Source organism: Polymorphospora sp. A560, assembly GCF_045781765.1.
GTDB lineage: Bacteria > Actinomycetota > Actinomycetes > Mycobacteriales > Micromonosporaceae > Polymorphospora > Polymorphospora lycopeni.
The window spans coordinates 224,597-247,487 of sequence record NZ_CP122282.1 but is presented as its reverse complement, the minus strand read 5'-3'; the positions used below and the strand labels follow the sequence as shown (position 1 = coordinate 247,487).

Here is a 22,891-nt window from a genome sequence, read left to right as displayed (position 1 = left end):
ACCGGCCGTTTCTTGCCGGCCGGTACCTCATCATTGCTCCTTTGCGGCGCCGAGTGCGAGCGTGACCATGCTTGGGGCGTACCCGGTCGGGTGCCCGGCTTGGAGGATCAGGGGCCGCCGGTGGAGGATGCAGGGGTGTCAGCGGAGACCGGACAGGGCCCGATGGGCGCGGACGAGCACGTCCGCAGGGTTCGGCTCCCCGCCGACCGGCGTACGCCGGCGGCCGCGCGGGCCGTGGTGCGATCGGTGCTCGCCGACGCCGACCTCGACGAACTGCTCAACGAGGCGTTGCTGCTGACCACCGAACTCTCGACCAACGCGGTCATGCACGCCAAGACCGAACTGGACATCGAGGTGGTCGCCGACCCCGCCGGGCTGACCGTGACGGTCACCGACTTCGCGGCCGGACCCCTGGAAACAGTACGGGTCACTCCGAAAAATGACCATACGGACATATCCGAAGTGTCGGAGCGGGGACGTGGCCTGCTGCTCGTCGACCACTTCTCCAGCCGGTGGGGCACCACCCACCTGCCGACCGGCAAGGGCGTGTGGTTCCGGCTCGACCGCAAGGGTGGTCCGGCGGCCGATCCGCCGCCGGCCGACCACCGGCACAATCCCGGCCCGTCACCCACCCCGACGATCACCACCGCCGCGGAACCGAGCGACGCCCCGAGCGCCGGCGCGATGAACGCGCTGATGCACGTCGCCCCCGACGCCTACGCCGACGACACGCTGTCCGACTTCGCCGGCGCGCTGCTCGCCCGAGTCGCCGAGATGGTCGGTGCCGCCGGTGGGGCGGTCCGCCTCGACCGTGGCGACGGCGCGGGCGCCCAACTGCTCGCCCGGTACGGCCGGCACCCGCGTCCCGAGGACGACCTGGTGCGCGTCCCGCTCGCGGTCAACCGGCCGTACTCCGGCGAACTGGAACTCGACGCCGCGCCCTCCGGGTATGCCCGGCCGCTGGCCGCGCTCGTCGCCGAACGGCTCTCCCTGCACCTGGAGAACGACCGGCTGCGCCGGGCCGACGTACGCCGGCAGACCTGGTTGACGTTCCTCGCCGAGGCCAGCGAACTGCTCGCCCAGTCGCTCGACGTCGAGCTGACCATGGCCCTCATCCCGCAGCTCGTGGTGCCGCGGCTGGGGCAGTGGTGCGCGGTGCACACCACCGACGAGTGGGGACGGCTGCACCTGGCGGCCGCCAGCCACGCCGACGAATCTGTCCTGCCCCAACTGCACGACCTGCTCAAGGAGAACGGCTCCGACTCGCTGCACGGGCGGCTGCGCGAGGCGTCGCGGTCCGGTTCGCAGGTGCCGCTCGGCGCGCCGATGGACGGGATCGCCGTACCGCTGATCGCCCGGGGCCAGCGGCTCGGCACCCTCGCGGTCGGCCGGCACCAGCGGCACCGGCACGACCCCGACGAGGTGGCCGTCCTCGAAGACGTGGCCCGGCGGGCCGCGCTGGCCATCGACAACGCGCGGATCCACGACGAGCGTCGCCGCATCGCGCACACCCTGCAACAGTCGCTGCTGCCGCCGGTGCTGCCGGTGGTCGAGGGCATCGGCTTCGCCGCCGAATACGTCCCGACCGGCGACACCGCCGCCGTCGGCGGCGACTTCTACGACGTCGTACCGCTGCCCGACGGTCGCTGGCTGGTGGTCATCGGCGACGTGTCCGGCAAGGGCGTACAGGCCGCTGCGGTGACCGGGCTCGTCCGGGACGTCATCCGGGTGCTCGTCGGCGACGGCAAGCCGCTGCCCGAGGCGCTGGCCCGGCTCAACAAGACCCTGGTCGAGCGCGGCGGCGGACGCTACTGCACGCTCGCCCTCGCGGCGGTCGGCCGGGCCGGCGACGGACTGCTCGACGTGTCGCTGCACCTGGCCGGTCACGACCGGCCGGTGCTCGTACGCACCGACGGCCGGGCCTCGTTCGTCGGCACCGGCGGCACCGCCCTCGGGCTGCTCGACACGATCGCCTCGCCGTCGGTCGGAGTGCCGCTGCGCCCCGGCGACGCGCTGGTGTTCTACACCGACGGGGTGACCGAGCGGCGGCGCGGCCGGGAACTGTTCGGCACCGAACGGCTGCGCGACGCCGCCGGGCCGCTCGCCGGATACTCCGCCGACGTGGTGGCGGCCCGGCTGCGCAGTGCGACGCTCGGCTTCTCGGTCGAGTCGCCGCGTGACGACATCGCGATCCTGGTCATCCGCAACGACGGCACCGCCTGATCCGTCGGCCGGTCGGCCGGATGATTCGAAACCCTCGACCGTTCGCGGGATTCGGGTTCAGTGCCGTCGGGTCGCGGCGGGTGGGTCCTCGGGCTGACGCCGGCGCCGTCGGACGCTGCCCGGGGCTGGTCGACGGCCTGCGCGAGCAGGAGACAGGCGAAAGCCGCCAGCGCCAACACCGTCCGGACCAGATGCAGGGACCACCAGCGGTCGCGCAGGTCCGACCAGGTGCCGGGAGGCTCGTCGGGGTGCCACGAGTCCGCGATGTCGTTGAGCGGTTCCAGCCAGGTCACGGTCAGGACGATGACGCCGATCGTCAACCCGGTGGCGGCGAGGCTCAGGACGAAGGTGAGCCCGCCGCGCCGGTAGGACAGGGCGGAGGTCGCCACCAGCAGGGCGACGCAGGTCAGCAGCAGCACCGGCATGGCCCTGCCGTAGTCGCCGTTGAGTGCCTGCCAGTACCTGACGTACGCGGGTCCGGGCAGCTCGCGCAGGGACGGGGCGAGCACGGCGAAGATCAGGCCGCCTGCGAACAGGCCGAGTAGCAGTGCCGCCGCGGTGCGCGCGATGGCCAACAGGCTCACGGGTTCCGCCCTCCACCCACCAATTAACAGGAACAACATACTTTCATTAGAGGTAGATCTAATCAACTCTTTGACAGGATGGGGCGGTGCGCAAGGAGACGAAGCGGCGCTACACCAGCGACCTGCGCCAGGAGCAGGCCGCCGCGACCCGGCAGCGAATCGCCGAAGCGGCCCGCGAGTTGATGCTGGAGCACGGATACGCCGGCACGACCATGGCGGACGTGGCCCGCGCCGCCGGCGTGGCCGTGCAGACGCTGTACTCGTCCTGCCCGGGCGGAAAGCCGGGCCTGGCCCGGCTCGTCTACGACGTCACCCTGGCCGGTGACGCCCAGCCGGTGCCACAGAGTGACCGACCGCAGGTGCACGCGATCATCGCCGAGCCCGACCCGAGCCGGAAGCTGGAGCTCTATGCCGCCATGGCGACGGCCATCTTCCAGCGGATCGGGGCGGTGCACCGCGTGCTGCGGGCGGCCGCGGGTGCCGGGCCGGGCGACGCCGGCATCGACGAGTTGCTGACCGACACCGAGCGGCAGAGGCTGGTCGGCAGCCGGGGGCCGGCCGACCACCTGTCCCAGGTGGGCGCTCTCCGCGAGGGGCTGACCGTCGACCGCGCGGCCGCCCACATCTACGCGCTGACCTCGATCGAGGTTTTCGAGCGCCTCACCGGGATCTGCGACTGGAGCGCCGCCGAATACGAGAGATGGCTGGCCCGGACGTTGATCGACACCCTGCTGGCCCCGCGGGACGGGTGCGCCCCGGCGCACGGGACGAGCCCGCCGCCGCCCGGCTAGCCGGCAACCTCCCGATCAGCGGCTGCCGGGGAAGCGGCCGGGGGCGAGCCGGGCGTGCGGGTCGAAGCGGTGCTTGATCCGTCGCAGCAGGGGCAGGGTGGCCAGGTCGCCCCACAGGTCGACGGCTTCCCTGATCGGCGTCGGCGCGGCGACCACCACGCAGGTGCCACCCCGGCCGAGCAGCACTCCGCGCACCGCGGCCAGGATCGCGCTCACCCGTTCCGGCGGCAGCCGGCCGGGCAGGGCCGCGTGCACGACCCCGACCCCGGCCGAACCGCGTACGGGCACGGCGGAGCCGGCGGCGTCGCGCAGCGCGTAGATGGCGGCGTGGAGGTCGCCGACCGGCACGTCGAGTTGCAGCGCCACGTCGCCCGGACCGAACGGGTAGCGCCGCCACCAGTCGGGCGGCCCACCGTAGGCCTGCGCGTCCCCACCGGCGACCGCGACCAACTCGGCGACCCGCTCGGCCACCTCGGCGGGGCCGCCTTCGACCAGCATCGACAGGGTGCCGGGGCCGGCCGGCGGGTGGGCCGGCCGGTTTCCGGCGCCGAGCGCGGGCGTGGCCGGGCGCAGGTCGACCTCGATCGCGGCCGGCGCCAGCCCGGCCTCCCGTACGTCGCGCACCACGTCGTGCATCTCCAGCGGTGTCCAGACCGAACGGGACACCCAGACCCGGCTGGCCGGGGTCGGCTGGACCCGCAGGGTGGCCGACACCACGACGCCGAGCGCGCCGAGGGAACCGCAGAGCAGCCGGGCCGGGTCGGGCCCCGGCGTCCACGCCGCCGACCAGCCCTCCGAGCGGGTGACCGCGCCGGACGCGTCCACATAGCTGAGTCCGACCAACTGGTCGGCCGGGGTGCCGTGCAGTTGGCGCAGCGGGCCGGCCTCGTCGGCGGCGACCACGCCGCCGACCGTCGCGCCGGGTGACGGCGGGTCGAGCGGCAGTCGCTGGCCGACCCGGTCGAGTGCGGCCTGCACCGCCCGCAGCGGGGTGCCGGCGCCGATCTCGGCGACCAGTTCGTCGGGGGTGCCGTGCCGGATGCCGGCGAGCCGGCCGGTGTCGAGGACGATGTCGACCGGAGCGGCCGGCGCTCCCCAGTCGATCTTCGAACCGGCCCCGCGGGCGACCACGGACAGGTCTTCCTGCGCCGCGATCCGCAGCACGGCGGCCACGTCGTCGACCGATCCGGGTGCCGCCACCCACCGGGCCGGGGCACCGGCCACCAGATCGGCCGGTCCGGCCGGCCGGGCGAACCGGGCTCCGCAGATGTCGCCCAACCGCCGCACCAGATCGGGACCGCTCGCCGGTGTCATCGTGACCTCATCCCCGTAACGCCTCGTCATCCCCCGCAACGCCTCGTCAGCCCGCACACCGGTGGCACGTGACGTGGACCGGGAGTGGGTGGCGGGACGACCGAATCAACCACCACCGATCGTACACATGTTCGAACGAGTCGCAACGGACGTGCGTCCGCCGGGGCGAACGCGTGGGGCCCGCGTGCGCGGCACGTGTGGTGGCGACGGCGGGCGGTAACGTGGCCGTCGTGACGACTGAGACGCCCGCCACCGCCGCCCCCGTCGCCAAGCGGGTGCCCACCGAGCGCACCCACCACGACGACACCGTCATCGACGAATACGCCTGGCTCGCCCGCAAGGACGATCCGGAGACGATCGCCTACCTGAAGGCGGAGAACGAGTTCACCGAGGCCAGCACCGCCCACCTGGCGGCCCTGCGCGAGACGCTGTTCGCCGAGATCAGGCAGCGCACCCAGGAGACCGACCTGTCGGTGCCGACCCGCAAGGGCGGGTACTGGTACTACACCCGCACCGTCGAGGGCCAGCAGTACGGCATCCAGTGCCGCCGGGCGATCCGCGACGGCGAAACCGATCCGCCGATGCCCGACGACGGGGCGCCGCTCGACGGCGAGGAGATCCTGGTCGACGGCAACGCCCTCGCCGAAGGCCACGACTTCTTCGCGCTCGGCACCTTCGACCTCAGCCCCGACGGCAACCTGCTCGCATACTCGACGGACTTCGCCGGCGACGAGCGGTTCACCTTGCGGATCAAGGATCTGCGGACCGGCGAGGTGCTGCCCGACGAGGTGCCCGACACGTTCTACGGCAGCGCCTGGTCGGCCGACGGCTCCACGCTGTTCTACATCACCGTCGACGACGCGTGGCGGCCGCACCGGGTCTGGCGGCACGCGGTCGGCAGTCCCGCCGCCGACGACGTCGTCGTCTACGAGGAGACCGACGAGCGCTTCTGGGTCGGCATCGAACTGACCCGCTCGGAGAAGTTCGTCGTCATCGACGTACACAGCAAGCTCACCAGCGAGGTACGGGTCATCCCGGCGAGCGACCCGACCGGCGAGCCGATCGTCGTCGCGCCGCGCCGGCAGGGCGTCGAATACTCCGTCGAGCACCACGGGCACCGGTTCCTGATCCTGCACAACGACGGCGCCGAGGACTTCGCGCTGGCCTACACCTCGGCCGACGCGCCCGGCGACTGGGCGCCCATGATCGAGCACTCCCCCGGCACCCGGCTGGAGTCGGTCGACGCCTTCGCCAACCACCTGGTCGTCTCGATGCGCAAGGACGGCCTCACCGGGCTGCGGGTGCTGCCGATCGGCAGCACCGACACCTTCGACATCGACTTCCCCGAGCCGCTCTACAGCGTCGGGCTGTCCGCCAACCCGGAATACGACACCAACTCCGTCCGGCTGTCGTACACCTCGCTGGTCTCCCCCGATTCGATCTACGACTACGACCTGGTGACCCGCCGGCTGACCCTGCGCCGGCGCAAGCCGGTGCTGCCGGGCCCGGACGGGCGGCCGTACGACCCGGCCGACTACGAGCAGCACCGCGAGTGGGCCCTCGCCGACGACGGCACCCGGATCCCGGTCTCGCTGGTCTGCCGGGCCGGCACCCCGCGCGACGGGTCCGCGCCGTGCGTGATCTACGGCTACGGCTCGTACGAGGCGAGCATGGACCCGTGGTTCTCGGTGGCCCGGCTGTCGTTGCTCGACCGTGGGGTCATCTTCGCGGTGGCGCACGTGCGCGGCGGCGGCGAGATGGGCCGTCGCTGGTACGAGGACGGCAAGATGCTGACCAAGAAGAACACCTTCACCGACTTCGTGGCGGCGGCCCGGCACCTGGTGAAGAGCGACTGGACGTCGAGCGCCCGACTGGTGGCGCGGGGCGGTTCGGCCGGTGGGCTGTTGATGGGCGCGATCGCCAACCTGGCGCCGGACGCCTTCGCCGGCATCGTCGCGCAGGTGCCCTTCGTCGACGCGCTCAACACCATCCTGGACCCGTCGCTGCCGCTCACCGTCACCGAGTGGGAGGAGTGGGGCAACCCGCTGCGGGACCCGGAGGTCTACGCCTACATGAAGTCCTACACGCCGTACGAGAACGTGGCGGCGGTGGACTATCCGGCGATCCTGGCGGTCACCAGCCTCAACGACACCCGGGTGCTCTACCACGAGCCGGCCAAGTGGGTGGCCCGGCTGCGGGCGGTCGCGCCGGAAGGCTCCTACCTGCTGAAGACCGAGATGGGTGCCGGTCACGGCGGCCCGAGCGGCCGCTACGACGCGTGGAAGGAAGAGGCGTTCGTCAACGCCTGGATCCTCGACCACCTGCTCCCGCCGGCCTGACGGTTCCCCCGCGATCTTGCACTTGTCTCCCCCGTTCGCCCTGTTTGTCGGGCGACAAGTGCAAGATCGCGGGGCGTTCAGAGGGTGGCCAGGGTGGCCAGAAGAGCGGGGTCGATGTTGCCGCCGCTGACCACCGCGACCGTACGGCCACCGGGCAGTTCGTCCGCCCGGAACATCCGGGCCGCCGTGGTCACCGCCCCGCTCGGCTCCACCACCAGGCGCGCCTCGCGCACCAGCCGGGCGTTGGCCGTCCGGATCTCGTCCTCGGTGACGGTCACGATCCCGTCGAGATGCCGGCTCAGGTGGGCGAGGGTGAGTTCGGACAGGTTGGTACGCAGCCCGTCGGCGCTGGTCCGGTAGGTGTCCGCGAGGTCCCAGACGACGACCTCGCCGGCGGCGAGCGAGTCGCGGGCGTCCGCCGCGTACTCGGGTTCGACGCCGACCACGGCGACGTGCGGGGCCAGCGCCTTGACGGCGGTGGCGACCCCGGAGGCCAGCCCGCCGCCGCCGACCGGCACGAGCACCACCTCCACGTCGGGCGCCTGCTCGAGGATCTCCAGCCCGACGGTCCCCTGGCCGGCGATGACCGACCGGTCGTCGAAGGGCGGGACGAGCGTCAGCCCGCCCTCCGCCGCGAGCCGCCGGGCCTCGGTGAGCCGCTCGGCCGGCGGGACGATCACCACGGTGGCGCCGAGGGCGCGCACCTGGTCGATCTTGATCGCCGGGGCGCCGTCGGGGATGACGACGGTGCAGGGTGCCCCGGCGGCCCGGGCGGCATAGGCGAGGGCCTGGCCGTGGTTGCCGGACGAGTGGGTGACCACCCCGCGGGCACGGGCGTCGGGGGTCAGCGAGGCGACGGCGTGGGTCGCGCCCCGTAGCTTGAACGACCCGACCGGCTGCAAGCTCTCGGCCTTCAGCGCCAGGCCGTCGTCCCACCGGCAGGGCACGAGCGGGGTACGCAGGGTCACGCCGTCGACCGACGTGGCCGCGGCTCTGATCTCGTCGAGGGTCACCAGTCGCATGCCCACCACTATGCGGGCGCCCGCCGGGCCGGCGCGCGGTCCAGTCCGGCCCGCGTGGACCGTGCCGCCGCCTTGGAACCGTTTCACGGGATAGCCGGACCACCTGAGCCTAGAATCGGGCAAAGCGCGCGATTCGGGGGACCGCGATGAGCAGGCACGATCCGGCCGGCAGCGACCCGACCGACCCGGGGCAGGCCAGCCGTCCCGGGCCAGGCGACCAATCCCGGCCCGCCGACGGGCCGGGGCCGACCACCCCGTCCGGCCCCGCCCCCGGCCAGCCCGGCCCGTCCGCGACCGGCCAGCCCGGCCCCGGCCCGACCGGCGGCAGCCCGTCCGGGCCCGTACCCGGTCCGGCCGGACCGAACCGGCCACCGGACTGGTCCACACCGGAGACCGCGGCCACCGCACCACCACTCGGCGGCGGCCCGCCCCCGCTCCCGCCGCCCGACCTTCCCCCACCCCCCGACCTGCCACCCCCGTACGGCCAACCCCACCAGCCGCCCCCGGAACGCCGCGGCCGGCTCGCCCTGATCATCACGATCGTGGCCGTCGTACTCCTCTGCTGCTGTGTCGGGGTGGTGGTGAGCGCGCTGATCTGGGGACGCGACATCTACGACGACGCGCGCGACCGTGGCGGGCGTACGGTCGGCATCAACCAGCCGGTACGCGACGGCGACCTGGAGTTCCGGGTGACCGGCCTGGAATGCGGCATCGGGCGGATCGGCGACCTGTTCGTCAGCCAGAGCGCCGCAGGCCAGTTCTGCCTCGTCGACCTGGTGGTACGCAACGTCGGCGACCGCCCGGCCACGTTCTCCGACAGCCTCCAGAAGGCGTACGGTCCGACGGACAAGCAGTTCGGCGCGGACAGTAGTGCCGGCGCGCTCGCCAGCATCGACCAGCAGGTCCTCCCCGGCCCGCTGAATCCCGGCAACCAGGTCACCGGCGTGCTCGTCTACGACATCCCGCCGGACGCCCGGATCGTCCGCCTCCGGCTGCACAGCTCGAAGGATTCGCCCGGGGTCACGGTCCGTACCGAGTGACGTCAGTGCCGGCGGACGGCGACGACCGCGATGTCGTCGTGGATCTCGGGAGCGGCCAGCTCGACCAGCAGGCGGTCGCAGAACCGGTCGAGGTCCGGCTCGACCGTCGTCGCGCAGGCCGCCAACGCCCGCATCCCCTCGTCGATGTCGGCGTCGCGCCGCTCGACGAGCCCGTCGGTGTAGAGCACCAGGGTCGCCCCGGGCGGCAGGGTGAACTCCAGGTCGTCGGGGCGTCCGGCCCGTACGCCGAGCAGCGGCGCCCGCCGCTCCAGGTAGTCGACGCCCCCGTCGGTCACCAGCAGCGGCGGGAGGTGACCGGCGCTGGCCATCCGGATCCGCCCGGTCTCCGGGTCGAGCAGCAGCAGGCAGATCGTGGCCAGTTCGCCCGGCAGCAGGGTACGTAGCAACTCGTCGACGCGTTCGAGGACGGCCCCCGGCTGGTGTCCCTCCACCGCGTACGCCCGGACGGCGTGCCGTACCTCGGCCATGACCGTGGCGGCGTGCAGGGAGTGTCCGGCGACGTCGCCGATCGCGACGAGCAACTGCCCGCCGATCATCGCCAGTTCGTAGAAGTCGCCACCGATCTCGGTCTGCGCGCTCGCCGGCTCGTACCGTACGGCGAGGTCCAGGCCGGCGATCTCGGGGATGTGGCGGGGCAGGAGGCTGCGCTGGAGGGTGATCGCGATGCGGTGTTCCTCGTCGTACGACCGCTGCGCCTCGACCGCGGCCGCGACGGCCTGCGCCAGCTGGCCGAGCACCGGCACACCGGGCAACGGCCCGCTCGCCGGCACCACGACGTACAGCGGGGGTCGGTCGGCCCGCAGCCGCGCCGAGGCGACCGCCACCTTCTCCTCCGGCCAGTCCAGCACCGCCCACCGGTCGCACGGCTCCTCGCGCACGCTGGAGCCGACCGCGATGTCCGGTTCCTGAACCTTCCAGGGACGCACCCACGGCTCCGAGCCGGGTCCGGTGGTGACTGCGGCCAGGCATTCCCCGTCGCCGCTCTCGGCGGCGACCAGTGCCGGCGAGCCGTAGATCCGGGCGGCCCCGGCGGCGGCCGCCTCCAGCAGTTGGAGCAGCGTGGACGCGGAGTTGACCGCGAGCGTCGTGTCGGCGAGCAGGCTGAGCCGGCGGACGAGCAGTTCGGCCCGCTGCCGGGCCCGGTAGTAGCGCAGCACCGCCTGGGCGGTGGCGACCAGTTCCTCGGGCTCGATCGGTTCGGCGAGATAGGCGTCGGCGCCCCGGGTCAGCCCCTGCGCCCGGTCGGCGACGTCGACGGCGTGCGCGGACACGTGGATGACCGGCAGGGCGGCATGCCGCGGATCAGACTTGATCTTCTCGCAGACGTCGAGCCCGTTCATGTCCGGCAGCCGTACGTCGAGCACGACGAGGTCGATCGGTAGCTCGCCGACCATGGCCAGCGCCTGGCCGCCGGTTTCCGCCTCGACGACCTGGTAGCCGGCCCGGGTCAGCCAGTTGACCAGCAGGTAGCGCTTGGTGACGCTGTCGTCGACCACCAGCACGGTCGCCGCTTCGGTGTCCACCGGTCAGGCCCCGTCGCCGACGGTGGGCAGGAAGAGGGTGAAGGTGCTGCCGTGCCCCGGTTCGCTGGTCAGCTCCAGCGATCCGCCGAGCAGGGTCGCCAACCGCCGCGCGTACGGCAGGCCGAGGCCTGTTCCCGGCTTCGCAGTGCCCGGCACCTGGTAGAACTCCTCGAAGATCCGCTGGTGCAGCTCGGCAGGGATGCCCGGGCCGGTGTCGACGACCGACACCCGCCAGCCGCCGGCCACCGTCTCGGCACACATCCGGACCTCGCCACGCTCGGTGAACTTCAGCCCATTGTGCAGCAGATTCCGCAGTACGCGGGTGAGTAGCACCTCGTCGGAGCGGATGACCGACGGTGCCGGCGGGTCCTCGACCTCCAGCCGTACGTCCGGGGTGGTCAGTGCCCGCAGGGTGCCGCGCAACTGGCCGAACACCATCCGCAGGTCGATGTCGGACCAGTTGGGCTCGATCCGGCCGGACTCGGCCTTGGCGAGGTCGAGCAGGTCGTTGACGAGCGACAGCAGGTCTGCCGCCGACGACCGGATCAGTTCCACGTGGGTCGCCTGCTGCGGGGTCAGCGGGTCCGAGGCCGGATCGGCCATCAGCCGCCCGAGCCCGATGATCGCGGTGACCGGTGCCCGCAGTTCGTGGCTGACGTTGGCCAGGAACCGGCTCTTCGCCTCGCTGGCGGCCCGCAGTTGCGACGACTTCTCGTCCAGTTCGGCGTAGAGCGCGACGACGCCGCGGTTGGTCTCCTCCAGCTCTTCGGAGAGCTGCCCGTACAGCGCCATCACGCCCCGGTTGGTCTCCTCCAGTTCCTCGTTGAGCCGGGCCAGGTGGTCGCGGTGGGTGCGTACCTGCTCGAGCGCGGCAAGCAACTGCTCGTTCTGTACGGCCAGTTCGTCGAGCGGGGTCCCCGGCAGGCTGCCCTCGAGTTCGGCACGCAACTCCGCGATCCGCTCCGGGGTCGGCGGCGGCGCGGTGGTCGGGAAGCGGCGCGACATCCGTACGACCGCGGTCGTCTCGTCGTCGTCCATCTCCAACGTGTCCACCAATCGTCCGACCGCGGCGAGGTGCCCGCCGGGCAGGTCGCCGACCCGTACCGTCGCGGCCGATCGCACCTCGATCCGCAGTACCGGTCGAAGATCTCCTGTCTGGGCGAAGAATGCCACGTCGGCGGGACTGCCGCACGACAACAGGAGCCGGCCCACCTCGCTGAGCGCGGTGGCGATCCGGATCTGGTCCTGGTGTTCGAATCCAACGGCGTCGGCCACCTCACGGCCGCGCTGACGTACGACGAAGATGTCCTGCTCGACCCGGAGTGTCATCGACAGGATCAGCGTGGCGTCGGCCCCGGGCGACCCCGCGCTGTCCGGGCCGTTCGTCCAGGCGTCCGGGCCGCTCATCAGGGTGTCCGGGCGACGAGTACGCAGGCGTCGTCCCGCCGTACGCCGGCGTCGCGCAGCATGGTCGCGGCGATGAGCTGCGGGGCCCGGGTGAGCAGGCCGGGATAGTCGTCCACCCGCCACCGGTCGGCGACCCCGTCGGAGTGCATGATCACCACCCCGGTGGGCGGCAGCGGGTACTCGTATTCACGGACGACGCGGCGCTGGTGACCGGCGATGCCGGGCATCGACACCATCCCCCGGCGGCTGCTCCCGTCGATGACCACACCGGCGATGTTGCCCAGCCCGGCGTAGCGGACGACGGCGGTCGGGGCGTCGAGTTCGGCGACGGCGACCGCGGCGCCACGGGTGTGCCCGATCGCCCGGTGCAGATGCTCGACGAGCGCGGCCGGCGGCACCGCCGGTGCGGTGTGGAAGGCGGAGATCGCGGCGGCGGTGGCGGCCGCGGCGAGCGGCCCGTGCCCGAGCCCGTCGCAGACCAGGAGCTGGTGCCGCCCCTGTATGACCCGGACGGCGAAGCCGTCTCCGCTGACCGTCTCGCCGGTCAGCGGCCGGATGACGCCACCGGCCCAGGCGGGGGTCGGCACCGGCCCGGGCCACACCTGTACGGCGAGTACCGTGCCGCGCCCGGGCACGCTGTGGGCGTCGAACCAGCTCGCCTGGCGGGCGATCGAACCGAGGCCGATGCCGAGCGTGCCGGCGGTGGAGTGGCCGTCGCGGGCGGAGTGGGCCAGGTCGGCCATGCCCGGCCCGGAGTCCACCGCGATGATCTCGATCCCGGCGGCGTCGTCGGCGCGTACCGGGCGCAGCAGCAGCACACCCTCGTCGGCGTGCTTCACCAGGTTGCTGGTCAGTTCGGCGGCGGCGATGGCCAGCGCGGCGGTAGGGCCGGCGCCGAGGCCGATCTGGCCGGCGAGCCGTTCGGCGGCCCGCCGTACGGCGCTGGCGCTGCTGGCCTCCTCGACGCGGAACCAGACACCCTCGTCGCCCAGTCTCTCCGGGTTCGCCACGGTTGCTCCGATCAGCGGGACCATTTGGTCACCGTGACGCGGGTGCCTCGGCCCACCGCGGTCTCGATGTCGAACTCGTCGACCAGCCGGCGGGCGCCGCTGAGGCCCAGGCCCAGCCCGCCGCCGGTGGTGTAGCCGTCGGTCAGTGCCAGGTCGAGGTCGGTGATTCCCGGCCCCTCGTCGGCGAAGGCGATCTGGATTCCACGCCGGCGGCCGTTGTCGACCACGGTGACCGACACCGCGCCGCCGCCACCGTAGACCAGGGTGTTGCGGGCGAGTTCGCTCGCCGCGGTGACCAGCTTGGTCTGGTCGACCAGGGAGAGTTTGACCGCCACCGCGACCGTACGCACCAACTGCCGGACACGTACGACGTCCTCGTCCGCGGCGATCGTCTGCGTCTGGGTCTGGCCGGTCTCGAGCCCGGCGGTCATGGCGACTTCGCCACCGGCTCGGCCTCGGTCGAGTCGATGTCCTCGTCGTCGTACTCGAGTTCGTCGTCGGACCGGGCGAGCAGTTCGATGCCGCGCTCGACGTTGAGCGCGGTGCGGATCCCGTTCAGCGACAGGCCCAGCTCGACGAGGGTGATCGCCACGGCGGGCCGCATACCGACCACGACCGTCTCGGCGTCGAGCACCTTGGAGATCGACGCGATCGTGGCGAGCATCCGGCCGACGAACGAGTCGACGATGTCCAGGGCGGTGATGTCGATGATCACGCCGTGGCAGCCGGTCTGCACGATCCGCTCGGCCAGGTCTTCCTGGAGCTGGACGGCGGTCTGGTCCTGCATGTCGATCTGGATCGAGACCAGCAGGATGTCGCCGATCTTCAGAACCGGTACGCGTTCCACGTCAGTGTGCCTTCCGCGCCGCACGGCGGCCGGCTTCGATCCCGGTCAGCCGGAGCACGTGTCGCAGGGCGTCGGCGAGGGTGGCCTTGGTGGCGATGTCGCCGAACTCGATGCCCAGGGCCACGATCGTCTGGGCGATCTGCGGGCGGATGCCGGAGATGATGCAGTCCGCGCCCATCAGCCGGGCGGCGACGACGGTCTTGAGGATGTGCTGGGCGACCTGGGTGTCGACGGCCGGAACGCCGGTGATGTCGATGATCGCGTACGGCGAGCCGGTGTCGACCAGCGTCTGGAGCAGCCGCTCCATCACCACCTGGGCCCGGGCCGAGTCGAGGGTGCCGACCAGCGGTACCGCGACGACGCCCTCCCAGAGCTTGACGACCGGGGTGGACAGTTCGAGCAACTGTTCGGCCTGGTCGGCGATCAGTTCCTCGCGCGCCTTGGCGTACGTCTCGAAGGTGAACAGCCCCATCTGGTCGACGAAGGTGCCGAACGCGACGTAGTCCCGCAGGTTGGTCGGATCCGCGTTCTGGACGTCGATCAGGTCGAGCAGGACCTCCTTCAGCGCGAAGACGCTGACCGCCGTCTCCGTGGCGCTGAAGCCCTGGCGGGCCCGGCTGCGGGACAGGTCGGCGAGCACGGCCCGCAGTTCGCCGGCGGATTCGGCGCCGAGGTCGACGCCGCCGGCGCCGAGCGTGGTCTGGAGGCCTCGGTGCAGATCCTCCACCTGCCGATGGAGTTCGGCCCGGCTCTGCCGCCCGCGCAGCGAGGCGGACACCAGTTCGGTCCAGCGGTTGACGATCTGCTCGGTGTGCTGCGTGAGCAGGGCGGCCAGCCGGCCACTCGCGTCCGCGTCCAGTGCCATCGGTGCCTCCCTCGCTCCCTGGGTCACCCGCCGACGAACGGCCGGGTCGGACCGGGCGGACTCTATCACCGCACCCTGCGGCGTTAGTTGCTACACATCAATGATTTTGCGGACGTGATCACCGGTCACTTCCGCCCCGCCGGACGCCCCGCCCCATCTGGGACGGATGGCCGATCGTGGAGTAACGTTCGGACGATAAGCGGGAGGTCGCGGATGTCGTTGACGGTGCACACGGAGCAACAGGGCAATCTGGTCGTCGTGTCGGTCGCGGGCGAACTCGACATGGCGACGGCGCCGCAACTGCAGGACCAGATCACCGATCTGCTCGACAAGGGCCGTAACCGGCTGGTCTTCGACCTCGCCGAGGTCTCGTTCTGCGATTCGACCGGCCTGTCGGTCTTCGTTCGGGCGAAGAACAGTTGCGACGAGACCGGTGGGGTGGTGCGGCTGGCCGCGCCGCAGCGCGGCGTGCTGCGCATCCTCGAGGTCAGTGGCCTGGTCGAGGTGCTCCAGACCTATCCGACGGTGGCCGAGGCGGTCGCCGACGGCAGCACCGCCAAGCCCGCCGCCGGCTGACCGCCGCTCACCGCGGTCGGGCGGCCACGGCGCCGGGCTCGTCCTCCAGGAAGCGGGGCCGGGCCAGCGCCAGCCCGGCAAGCGTCTGCACGACCACCGCGACCAGCAGAAGTGCGATCGGCAGGTGCCAGCCGCCGGTCGCCGCGTAGAGCATGCCGACCAGCAGCGGGCCGAGCGCCGCGATGGCGTACCCGGTGCTCTGCGCGAACGCGGACAGCGCGACCGTGCCCTCGGCCGTCCGTGCCCGCAGGCCGATCGTCGCCAGCACCAACGGGAACGCCCCGTGTCCGATGGCGAGCAGGGCCACCCAGAGCAGGGCGCCCTCGTACGGCAGGAACGCCAGCCCCAGGTAGCCGGCCGCCATCGCCGTCGACAGCAGCAGGACCGCCGGTCGCAGCGCCCCCGGCCGGGTGGCCACCGAGGGCATGATCAGCGCCACCGGGATACCGAAGGCGGTGACCAGCGCCAGCAGCAGACCGGCGTACTGCGCCGAGTAGCCGGCGTCCCGGAACATCTGCGCCAGCCAGCCCATCGCCGCGTACCCGCCCAGCGACTGCACCCCGAAGTAGAGCGCCATGGCCCAGCCGAGCCGGGTCCGGGCCGGCCGGATCCGGCCGGTGGGGGCCGCGCCGGTCGCGGCCGGTGGCCGGGTACGCCGCAACGCGGCCGGCAGCCAGGGCAGAAGCGCGACCGCGGCGAGGAGCGCCCAGGCGCCGAGCCCGACCCGCCAGGAGCCGAACGCGTGCGCGACCGGCACGGCGGCCGCGGCCGCGGTCGCGGTGCCGACGGTCAGCGACATCGAGTACGCCCCGGTGACCAGCCCGGCCCGGGCCGGGAAGTACTGCTTCACCAGCATCGGCAACAGGATGTTGGCGATGGCGACACCGGCCAGCGCGACGGCGGTCAGCACCACGAAGGCGTACGGGTTGCCGGTGAGGACCCGCAGCACCTGCCCGGCGGCGAGGACGGCCATCGCGACGGCCAGCAGCCGGGCCGGCGAGATCCGGCGGACCAGCCACGGGGTCGTCGCGCCGAGGACGGAGAAGGCGATCGCCGGCATGGTGGTGATCAGGCCGGCCATCGCCCCGGACGCGCCGAGTCCGACCCGGACCTCGTCGAGGAGCGCGCCCAGGCTGGTCACCGCCGTACGCAGGTTGAGCGCGACGAGCAGGATGCCGACCAGGATCACCAGACCGCCCCGGACCGCCGGCCCGCTCCCGGTGCTGCCGTCGGCGGGCGGGCCGGCGACGGCGGTCGGCGGCGGTTCCACGCGAGGGGCGGCCGGCACGGCGAGCGAGGTGGGTGGCGGGGTCATACCGGCGACCATACAATCATGGGATGATTTTCGGCCGAGGCTGTAACCGATGACACTGCCGCCGGCGGGGCCGCGTGCCGGCGCCCGGCAGACCCTCGTCCGCCAGGTCATCGACCAGCTCAACGAGCAGGTGACCAGCGGCGCGTGGCCACTCGGCAGCAAGATCCCGACCGAGCCACAGCTCGTGGAGTCGCTCGGCGTGGGCCGCAACACGGTCCGCGAGGCGGTCCGGGCCCTCGTGCACGCCGGCGTTCTGGAGTGCCGGCAGGGCTCGGGGACCTACGTCACCTCGACCGACGAACTGTCCGGTGTGGTCGCCCGCCGGCTGGCCCCCACCGCGGCCCCGGAGGTCGTCCGGGCCGCCCGGGCCGCCGAGGCCGTCGAGGTACGCCGGGCGTTCGAGGTCGAGGCGGCCCGGCTCGCGGCGCTACGACGTACGCCGGAAGACCTTGCCGCACTCGACGCCGCGCTGACGGCGCGGGAGGCCGCGTGGGAGTCCGGCCGGCCGGAGGTCTTCGTGGCCGCCGACGCGGCCCTGCACACGACGATCGTGGCCGCGGCACACAACACGATGCTGGCCGAGCTGTACGCCTCGTTCGGTACGGCGATGCGCGCCACGCTGACCGAGGCGATCGGGCCGGAGCTGCACCCCGACCGGTACGTCGACCACTCCGCACTGGTCGAGGCGATCCGGGCCGGCGACACCGAAGGGGCGACGCGCGAGGCGGGTGCTTTCCTGGAGACCCCACTGCGGGCATAGGTTGTCGATCGACAGCGGCAATCTTCCCCGGAGGTTGGGAATGCTCAAGGGCTTCAAGGACTTCATCCTGCGCGGCAATGTCGTCGACCTTGCGGTCGGTATCGTGATCGGCGCCGCGTTCACCGCGGTGGTGACGCAGTTCACGAAGTCGTTCCTCGAACCACTGATCCGGGTGGTCACCCTGCTGGTCACCGGCGGGGACGGGTTGGAACAGACCGCGCCCGAGTTCCGGGGCATCCCGTTCGACTGGCCGGCGTTCATCAACGCGGCGATCACCCTGTTCCTCACCGCCGCGGTGCTCTACTTCCTGGTGGTCATGCCGATGAACAAGCTCGCCGAGCGGCGCAAGCGGGGCGAGGAGCCGCCGCCCGCGGCGCCGAGCGAGGAGGTCAAGCTCCTCACCGAGATCCGCGACGCCCTGGTCGCCGCCGGCCGGGTGCCGGGCCGCGACGGCGACGCCCTCGACCGCCTGATCAACCGGGAGCAGCCGCCGGCCCAGCGCTGACGCCGGGGCGCCGACCATTGTCGAACACCTGTTCGATAGGGTCCGCGCATGGAGCAGCGAAAGCACTGGTGGAACGGCAAGTGGGGACGACTTGCCCGGCGTGACGTCTACCTTCGCGCCGACGGCGACCGGTGGCACGTGGAGCAGCGCGCGGGGGGCGCCGAGGGCGTCTCCCGCTTCTACGAGTTCGACAGCGAGGACGACGCCCTCGACGCCGTACGCGCCCTGCTCGACGGTCCCGGCACCTGGCGGGAACTCTCCGCCCGCCCGACCGCCTGGTGAACGGGACGGCTCGGTGAAGGGAATGGCCCGGCGGGCGCGGCCGCCGGGTTTGGCGGCATCCGCCCGGGGTACCGAGGCGCCATGCGAGCACCAGTCGATCCGCCGTTCGCCGAGGTCGAGTCCGGAATGCGCGTCGTCGACGCGACCGGGGCGGAGATCGGCCGGGTCGCCGCGTCCCGGCCCGGCGACCCCAACGCGGTGACGGTGCAGGCGCCGCCGGACGGCGCCGGTGAGGGCCTGTCCGAGGTCGAGACACCGGCGGCGCCGGATGTGCCGCCGGATGCCGCCGCCCGCCTGCTCCGGGCCGGATACCTGCGCGTCGACGGCACTCCCGACCACTACGTGGCGGCCGACCAGATCGCCGAGGTGACCGGCGACGTCGTACTGCTCAAGGTCAGGACGGATCAGCTGACGTCCGGACGCTGAGCGGCTGCGGTTCGGTGCGCTCCGGCGTCGTGGTCGGCGTCGGCGCGGGCGGCTCGGCGGCGACGCGGTTGCGGCTACGCATCAGCAACAGCATGAACCCACCGGCGACCAGCCCCCAGAACGCCGCCCCGATCCCCAGCACCGACAGGCCGGACGCGGTCACCACGAAGGTCACCGCCGCCGCCTCCCGCCCCTCGGGCGCGGCCACCGCCGCGGCGAGGGCGGAGGCCAACGCACCCAGCAGCGCGAGCCCGGCCACCGCCTCGACCAGCACCGGCGGGGAGAGCAGCACGAACGCCGTGGCCAGCCCGGCCGTCAGCCCGAGTACGACGTAGCCGACGCCCGACGTCATCGCGGCGATCCACCGGCGGTCCCGGTCGGGGTGGGCGTCCGGGCCGGCCACCAGGGCGGCGGTGATCGCGGCGAGGTTGATGACGTGACCACCGGCGGGCGCCGTCAGGCCGCTGGCGATCCCGGTGCCGACCAGGATCGGGCGCAGCGGCGCCCGGTAGCCGTAGTTGGACAGGACCGCCATGCCGGGCACGTTCTGCGAGGCCATCGTGACGACGAAGAGCGGCAGGGCGACGCTGACCAGGGCGGACACGTTCCAGGTCGGCGCGGTGAACTCGAGGACCGGCAGCAGGGCCGCCCCGGTCAGGCCGCCGGGCGGGCCGGACACCGCGATCGCGGCGACGGCCACGACGAGCGCGGCGGGCACCGCCCACCGGCGGGCGAACCGGGTCAGCAGCGCCCAGGTGAGGATCACCGGCGCCGCCATCAGCGGTACGTCGATCAGCGCCCGGACCGGGGCGATGCAGAGGCTGAGGAGTACGCCGGCCAGCATGGCACTGGCGATCGGCTGCGGGATGGCGGCGATCCAGCGCCCGAGTGCCGGGAACAGGCCCGCCGCCACGATGAGCAGCGCCGAGACCAGGAACGCGCCCACGGCCGCCGGGAACCCGCCCTCGACCGCCCCGGTCGACACCAGCAGGGCGGCCCCCGGGGTGGACCAGGCGACGCTGATCGGCAGCCGGTGGCGCAGGCTCAACCAGATCGCCACCAGCCCCATCACCACACAGAGGGCGAAGAGACCGGAGGCGGCCTGTCGCTCGGTGGCGCCCACGGCGCGCAGCCCGGCGAGCACCACCGCGAAAGAGCTGGCGAAGCCGACGAGGGCGGTCACCACACCGGCCAGCACCGGTTGCGCCAGGCGTTCCATCGACGGTCCTCCCCATGACCAGGCCGTTCCGCAAACGGAACGCTCCGGTCATGCACCATAGCCGGATGGATTCGCGTCGTACAAGCCGCCGACCGGCGGTCGACGGAGGCGGCGAGGGCGCCGAGGTCGGCCGGCGGGTCCGCGAACTCCGGGAGGCGCGGGGCGTCTCCCTCTCCGCCCTGTCCCGACGCGCCGGCGTCGGCAAGGCGACCCTGTCCGGCCTGGAAAACGGCACCCGCAACCCGACCCTGGAGACGCTCTACGCGGTGACGGCCGAACTCGGGGTTCCGCTGGCCGCCGTACTCGCCGCCCCCGGCACGGATGCCGCGACGATCCGCGGTACGGCGGTCGAGGCGACCCTGCTCCAGGTCTTCGACGAGGGCGACGTCACCTTCGAGCTCTACCGGATGCGGGTGCCGCCCGGACCACCCCAGACCTCACCGGCACACCAGCGGGGTGTGACCGAACACGTCACCGTCTTCAGTGGACTGCTCCGGGCCGGCCCCGTCGGCGCGCCCGCCCTCGCCGGCACCGGCCAGCACATCACCTGGATCTCCGACGTACCCCACGTCTACGGCGCGGTCGGCGACGACGAGGTGCACGCGAGCCTGCTGATCCGCTACCCCGGCCGGTCGCGACGCCCGTAGCCGGGCCACCCGGTCTCACGGCTCGTACCCGGCCCGCGGGCTGGATACGATGTCGGCAGTGACACGGGGTGCCCGCCCTTCGAGCGGGCTGAGATCACACCCGTCGAACCTGATCTAGTTCGTACTAGCGAAGGGATGTCCGGGTGAGCCCACGCCTGTCCGCCATTGCCCGGTGCGCCGCCGCTCCCTTCAGGAAGGCGTGCGGCCATGCACCCGACTGACCCGACCGACCACCGGCAGACACCACGCGTCCTCTCCATCGCGGGTACGGACCCGACCGGCGGCGCCGGAATCCAGGCGGACCTGAAGAGCATCGCCGCCAACGGCGGATACGGCATGGCGGTGGTCACCGCCCTGGTCGCCCAGAACACCATGGGGGTCCGCTCGGTGCACATCCCGCCGGTCGAGTTCCTCACCGAACAACTCGACTCGGTCAGCGACGACGTCGAGATCGACGCCGTGAAGATCGGAATGCTCGCCAACTCGACCATCATCGAGGCGGTCGCCGACTGGCTCCGCCGGCAGCGGCCGCCGGTCGTGGTCCTCGACCCCGTCATGGTCGCCACCAGCGGCGACCGGCTGCTCGACGAGCGCGCGGTCGACGCGATCCGGAACCTCGTCCGGCACGCCGACCTCGTCACGCCCAACATCCCCGAACTCGCCGTCCTCGCCGACGAGCCCGCGGTCTCCCGGTGGGACGACGTACTCGAGCAGGCACACCGGGTGTCCGCCACGTACGGCGTCACCGTCCTGGCCAAGGGCGGGCATCTCGCCGACGGGTCGGCCTCCGACGCCCTGGTCGACGCCGGCGGGCGGCTGTCCGGCGGCCGGGACCTCTTCGAGTTCCCCGGTGAGCGGATCGAGACGACCAACACCCACGGCACCGGCTGCTCGCTGTCGTCGGCGCTGGCGACCCTGCGCCCGCAGGCACCCGGCTGGGAGCATGCCGTCGACCGGGCGAAGCGCTGGCTGACCGAGAGCATCACCCACGGCGCGGCCCTGCGGGTCGGCCACGGCAACGGCCCGATCAGCCACTTCGCCGGCCTGTGGGCCGGCCAAGACGGAGCGTGGTCCTAGCCCGTACCGGCCACACCACGCTCACCGAGCAGCGCGAGCAACCTGTCGTGCGGGACGGCATACCTGACGTGGCCGTTGAACCCGACCGTGGTCGTCGCCATGAACAGCGAGTTCAGCAGCGCCTCCTCGGTCGCCTCGAGGACGGCGGTGAACAACGGATCCACATCGGACTCCGGCAGCACCGGCAGCACCGGCAGCACCGGTTCGGCCGTGGCGAACGCCAGCGCGTAGTCCCCGCTGCCGCTGGTGAAGTCCGACCCGACCCGGCCCATCGCGAAGATGGCGCGCCGGGCGAGGCGGCCGAGCTGGCGCGCGTCCAGGCGGGCGTCGGTCGCGACCACGATGACGCAGGAGTTGCCCGGATGCTCCGCGGCCGCCCCAGGCGCCGCTCCTGGCGTCACCGGTGCCACCGGTACGCCCATCCGCTCGCGCGACACCGGCACCCCGCACACCCGCAGTACGCCGGAGAAGTTCGACTGGACGAGGACACCGACGGTCGCCGCTCCGCGCGAGGTCGTGGTCACCCGTGACGACGTACCGATTCCGGCCTTGAACCCCAGGGCGCCGGTGCCGGTGCCGGCGCCGACACACCCCTCGCCCGGCAGCCCACCGGTGGCACCGTGCAGGGCGGCGAGCACGTGTTCCTCGGTCACCGGCCGCGCCCGGATGTCGGAGAGGAAGCCGTCGTTGGTTTCGGCGACCACCGGGTTCACCGACTGCGCGTCCTCCCGCCCGGGCAACCCCAGGAGGTACGTCACCAACGCGTCCGCGACCCGGAACGTCGACAGGGTCGCGGTCAGCAACACCGGTGTCTCGATCTCGCCCAGCTCGGCTACCTGGGTCGAGCCCACGATCTTGCCGTACCCGTTCCCGACCGACAGCCCGGCCGGCAGCGCCGCCCAGGTGAACAACTGCTCCGGTACGACCGCGGTCACCCCGGTACGGATGCTGTCGCCGGCCACGATCGTGGTGTGACCGACCCGTACGCCGCTCACGTCGGTGATGGCGTTGTGGGCGCCCGTCGGCAGCACACCGATCTCGATACCGAGCTGTCGGGCCCTACGCGGTTCCTGCACGGCTGGACGCCTCCCGAATCAT

The 22,891-nt window shown here is 72.7% G+C and carries 22 protein-coding genes, 1 pseudogene and 1 riboswitch; of the genes and pseudogenes, 11 read left to right on the top strand and 12 right to left on the bottom strand.

Annotated features, from left to right (window positions below):
• The first annotated feature begins 162 nt into the window (after positions 1–162).
• Complete coding sequence (locus tag QCD66_RS01195; RefSeq protein WP_364214979.1) at positions 163–2,223, top strand: SpoIIE family protein phosphatase; 2,061 nt, start codon at positions 163–165, stop codon at positions 2,221–2,223.
• Positions 2,224–2,387: 164 nt separating this feature from the next.
• Here QCD66_RS01195 and QCD66_RS01190 read toward each other — a convergent pair.
• A pseudogene (locus QCD66_RS01190) lies at positions 2,388–2,648 on the bottom strand (DUF1772 domain-containing protein); the annotation flags it as partial.
• A 245-nt stretch (positions 2,649–2,893) separates the two neighbouring features.
• Here QCD66_RS01190 and QCD66_RS01185 point away from each other — a divergent pair.
• A complete protein-coding gene (locus QCD66_RS01185) occupies positions 2,894–3,598 on the top strand; it encodes a TetR/AcrR family transcriptional regulator (protein ID WP_375735582.1) in 705 nt (234 codons plus the stop codon).
• Between the two features lie 15 nt (positions 3,599–3,613).
• On the opposite strand, the gene QCD66_RS01180 is transcribed toward QCD66_RS01185, so the two are convergent.
• Positions 3,614–4,912, bottom strand: coding sequence for an FAD-binding oxidoreductase (locus tag QCD66_RS01180; protein ID WP_364214863.1), 1,299 nt, complete (start codon positions 4,910–4,912; stop codon positions 3,614–3,616).
• Positions 4,913–5,142: 230 nt separating this feature from the next.
• On the opposite strand from QCD66_RS01180, the gene QCD66_RS01175 reads away from it, so the two are divergent.
• The gene (locus tag QCD66_RS01175; protein WP_364214866.1) at positions 5,143–7,251 is read left to right on the top strand and encodes a S9 family peptidase; all 2,109 of its coding nucleotides are present in this window, start codon (positions 5,143–5,145) and stop codon (positions 7,249–7,251) included.
• A 77-nt stretch (positions 7,252–7,328) separates the two neighbouring features.
• Here QCD66_RS01175 and QCD66_RS01170 read toward each other — a convergent pair whose 3' ends face one another.
• A complete protein-coding gene (locus QCD66_RS01170) occupies positions 7,329–8,273 on the bottom strand; it encodes a threonine/serine dehydratase (RefSeq protein WP_364214869.1) in 945 nt (314 codons plus the stop codon).
• Between the two features lie 146 nt (positions 8,274–8,419).
• On the opposite strand from QCD66_RS01170, the gene QCD66_RS01165 reads away from it, so the two are divergent.
• Positions 8,420–9,313, top strand: coding sequence for a DUF4352 domain-containing protein (locus QCD66_RS01165; protein ID WP_364214872.1), 894 nt, complete (start codon positions 8,420–8,422; stop codon positions 9,311–9,313).
• Between the two features lie 2 nt (positions 9,314–9,315).
• On the opposite strand, the gene QCD66_RS01160 is transcribed toward QCD66_RS01165, so the two are convergent.
• The 6 genes from QCD66_RS01160 to QCD66_RS01135 all read right to left on the bottom strand — a co-directional run bounded on the left by QCD66_RS01160 (position 9,316) and on the right by QCD66_RS01135 (position 14,986).
• On the bottom strand, positions 9,316–10,857 hold the full coding sequence (locus QCD66_RS01160) for a SpoIIE family protein phosphatase (protein WP_375735581.1): 1,542 nt from the start codon (positions 10,855–10,857) through the stop codon (positions 9,316–9,318).
• 3 nt (positions 10,858–10,860) lie between these two features.
• Positions 10,861–12,186, bottom strand: coding sequence for an ATP-binding protein (locus QCD66_RS01155; protein ID WP_375735586.1), 1,326 nt, complete (start codon positions 12,184–12,186; stop codon positions 10,861–10,863).
• 77 nt (positions 12,187–12,263) lie between these two features.
• On the bottom strand, positions 12,264–13,298 hold the full coding sequence (locus tag QCD66_RS01150; protein WP_364214881.1) for an ATP-binding SpoIIE family protein phosphatase: 1,035 nt from the start codon (positions 13,296–13,298) through the stop codon (positions 12,264–12,266).
• Positions 13,286–13,705 (bottom strand): ATP-binding protein, encoded by a 420-nt coding sequence (locus tag QCD66_RS01145; RefSeq protein WP_364214884.1) that lies wholly within the window; start codon positions 13,703–13,705, stop codon positions 13,286–13,288. Before QCD66_RS01145 ends, QCD66_RS01150 begins: the two co-directional genes overlap by 13 nt.
• The gene (locus QCD66_RS01140; RefSeq protein ID WP_357540571.1) at positions 13,702–14,121 is read right to left on the bottom strand and encodes an STAS domain-containing protein; all 420 of its coding nucleotides are present in this window, start codon (positions 14,119–14,121) and stop codon (positions 13,702–13,704) included. The genes QCD66_RS01145 and QCD66_RS01140 overlap by 4 nt, the downstream gene beginning before the upstream one ends.
• 1 nt (position 14,122) lies before the next feature.
• On the bottom strand, positions 14,123–14,986 hold the full coding sequence (locus QCD66_RS01135) for an STAS domain-containing protein (RefSeq protein ID WP_375735580.1): 864 nt from the start codon (positions 14,984–14,986) through the stop codon (positions 14,123–14,125).
• Between the two features lie 213 nt (positions 14,987–15,199).
• Between QCD66_RS01135 and QCD66_RS01130 the strand changes: the two genes are divergently transcribed.
• Positions 15,200–15,562 carry an STAS domain-containing protein gene (locus QCD66_RS01130; protein WP_357540567.1) on the top strand — a complete coding sequence of 121 codons (363 nt, stop codon included), beginning with the start codon at positions 15,200–15,202 and terminating at the stop codon, positions 15,560–15,562.
• Between the two features lie 7 nt (positions 15,563–15,569).
• On the opposite strand, the gene QCD66_RS01125 is transcribed toward QCD66_RS01130, so the two are convergent.
• Positions 15,570–16,877: an MFS transporter gene (locus QCD66_RS01125; protein ID WP_375735579.1), complete on the bottom strand. Its 1,308-nt coding sequence runs from the start codon at positions 16,875–16,877 to the stop codon at positions 15,570–15,572.
• 49 nt (positions 16,878–16,926) lie between these two features.
• Here QCD66_RS01125 and QCD66_RS01120 point away from each other — a divergent pair, with 49 nt between their 5' ends.
• The 4 genes from QCD66_RS01120 to QCD66_RS01105 all read left to right on the top strand — a co-directional run bounded on the left by QCD66_RS01120 (position 16,927) and on the right by QCD66_RS01105 (position 18,850).
• Positions 16,927–17,637, top strand: coding sequence for an FCD domain-containing protein (locus tag QCD66_RS01120; protein WP_364214894.1), 711 nt, complete (start codon positions 16,927–16,929; stop codon positions 17,635–17,637).
• A gap of 40 nt (positions 17,638–17,677) precedes the next feature.
• Positions 17,678–18,142, top strand: coding sequence for a large conductance mechanosensitive channel protein MscL (mscL, locus tag QCD66_RS01115; RefSeq protein WP_375735578.1), 465 nt, complete (start codon positions 17,678–17,680; stop codon positions 18,140–18,142).
• 48 nt (positions 18,143–18,190) lie between these two features.
• Positions 18,191–18,424 carry a hypothetical protein gene (locus QCD66_RS01110; protein ID WP_364214900.1) on the top strand — a complete coding sequence of 78 codons (234 nt, stop codon included), beginning with the start codon at positions 18,191–18,193 and terminating at the stop codon, positions 18,422–18,424.
• Between the two features lie 81 nt (positions 18,425–18,505).
• Complete coding sequence (locus QCD66_RS01105; RefSeq protein ID WP_375735577.1) at positions 18,506–18,850, top strand: hypothetical protein; 345 nt, start codon at positions 18,506–18,508, stop codon at positions 18,848–18,850.
• On the opposite strand, the gene QCD66_RS01100 is transcribed toward QCD66_RS01105, so the two are convergent.
• On the bottom strand, positions 18,819–20,069 hold the full coding sequence (locus QCD66_RS01100; RefSeq protein ID WP_375735576.1) for a benzoate/H(+) symporter BenE family transporter: 1,251 nt from the start codon (positions 20,067–20,069) through the stop codon (positions 18,819–18,821). The two genes, QCD66_RS01105 and QCD66_RS01100, sit on opposite strands and share 32 nt — an antisense overlap.
• Before the next feature lie 65 nt (positions 20,070–20,134).
• Here QCD66_RS01100 and QCD66_RS01095 point away from each other — a divergent pair, with 65 nt between their 5' ends.
• Both QCD66_RS01095 and thiD read left to right on the top strand, forming a co-directional pair.
• Positions 20,135–20,716, top strand: a complete 582-nt coding sequence (locus QCD66_RS01095; RefSeq protein ID WP_375735575.1) for a helix-turn-helix domain-containing protein — start codon at positions 20,135–20,137, stop codon at positions 20,714–20,716.
• 54 nt (positions 20,717–20,770) lie between these two features.
• Positions 20,771–20,869, top strand: a riboswitch (TPP riboswitch).
• Between the two features lie 54 nt (positions 20,870–20,923).
• Complete coding sequence (gene thiD, locus QCD66_RS01090; RefSeq protein WP_375735574.1) at positions 20,924–21,793, top strand: bifunctional hydroxymethylpyrimidine kinase/phosphomethylpyrimidine kinase; 870 nt, start codon at positions 20,924–20,926, stop codon at positions 21,791–21,793.
• Here thiD and QCD66_RS01085 read toward each other — a convergent pair.
• Complete coding sequence (locus tag QCD66_RS01085) at positions 21,790–22,869, bottom strand: P1 family peptidase (RefSeq protein ID WP_375735573.1); 1,080 nt, start codon at positions 22,867–22,869, stop codon at positions 21,790–21,792. The two genes, thiD and QCD66_RS01085, sit on opposite strands and share 4 nt — an antisense overlap.
• Between the last annotated feature and the right edge of the window lie 22 nt (positions 22,870–22,891).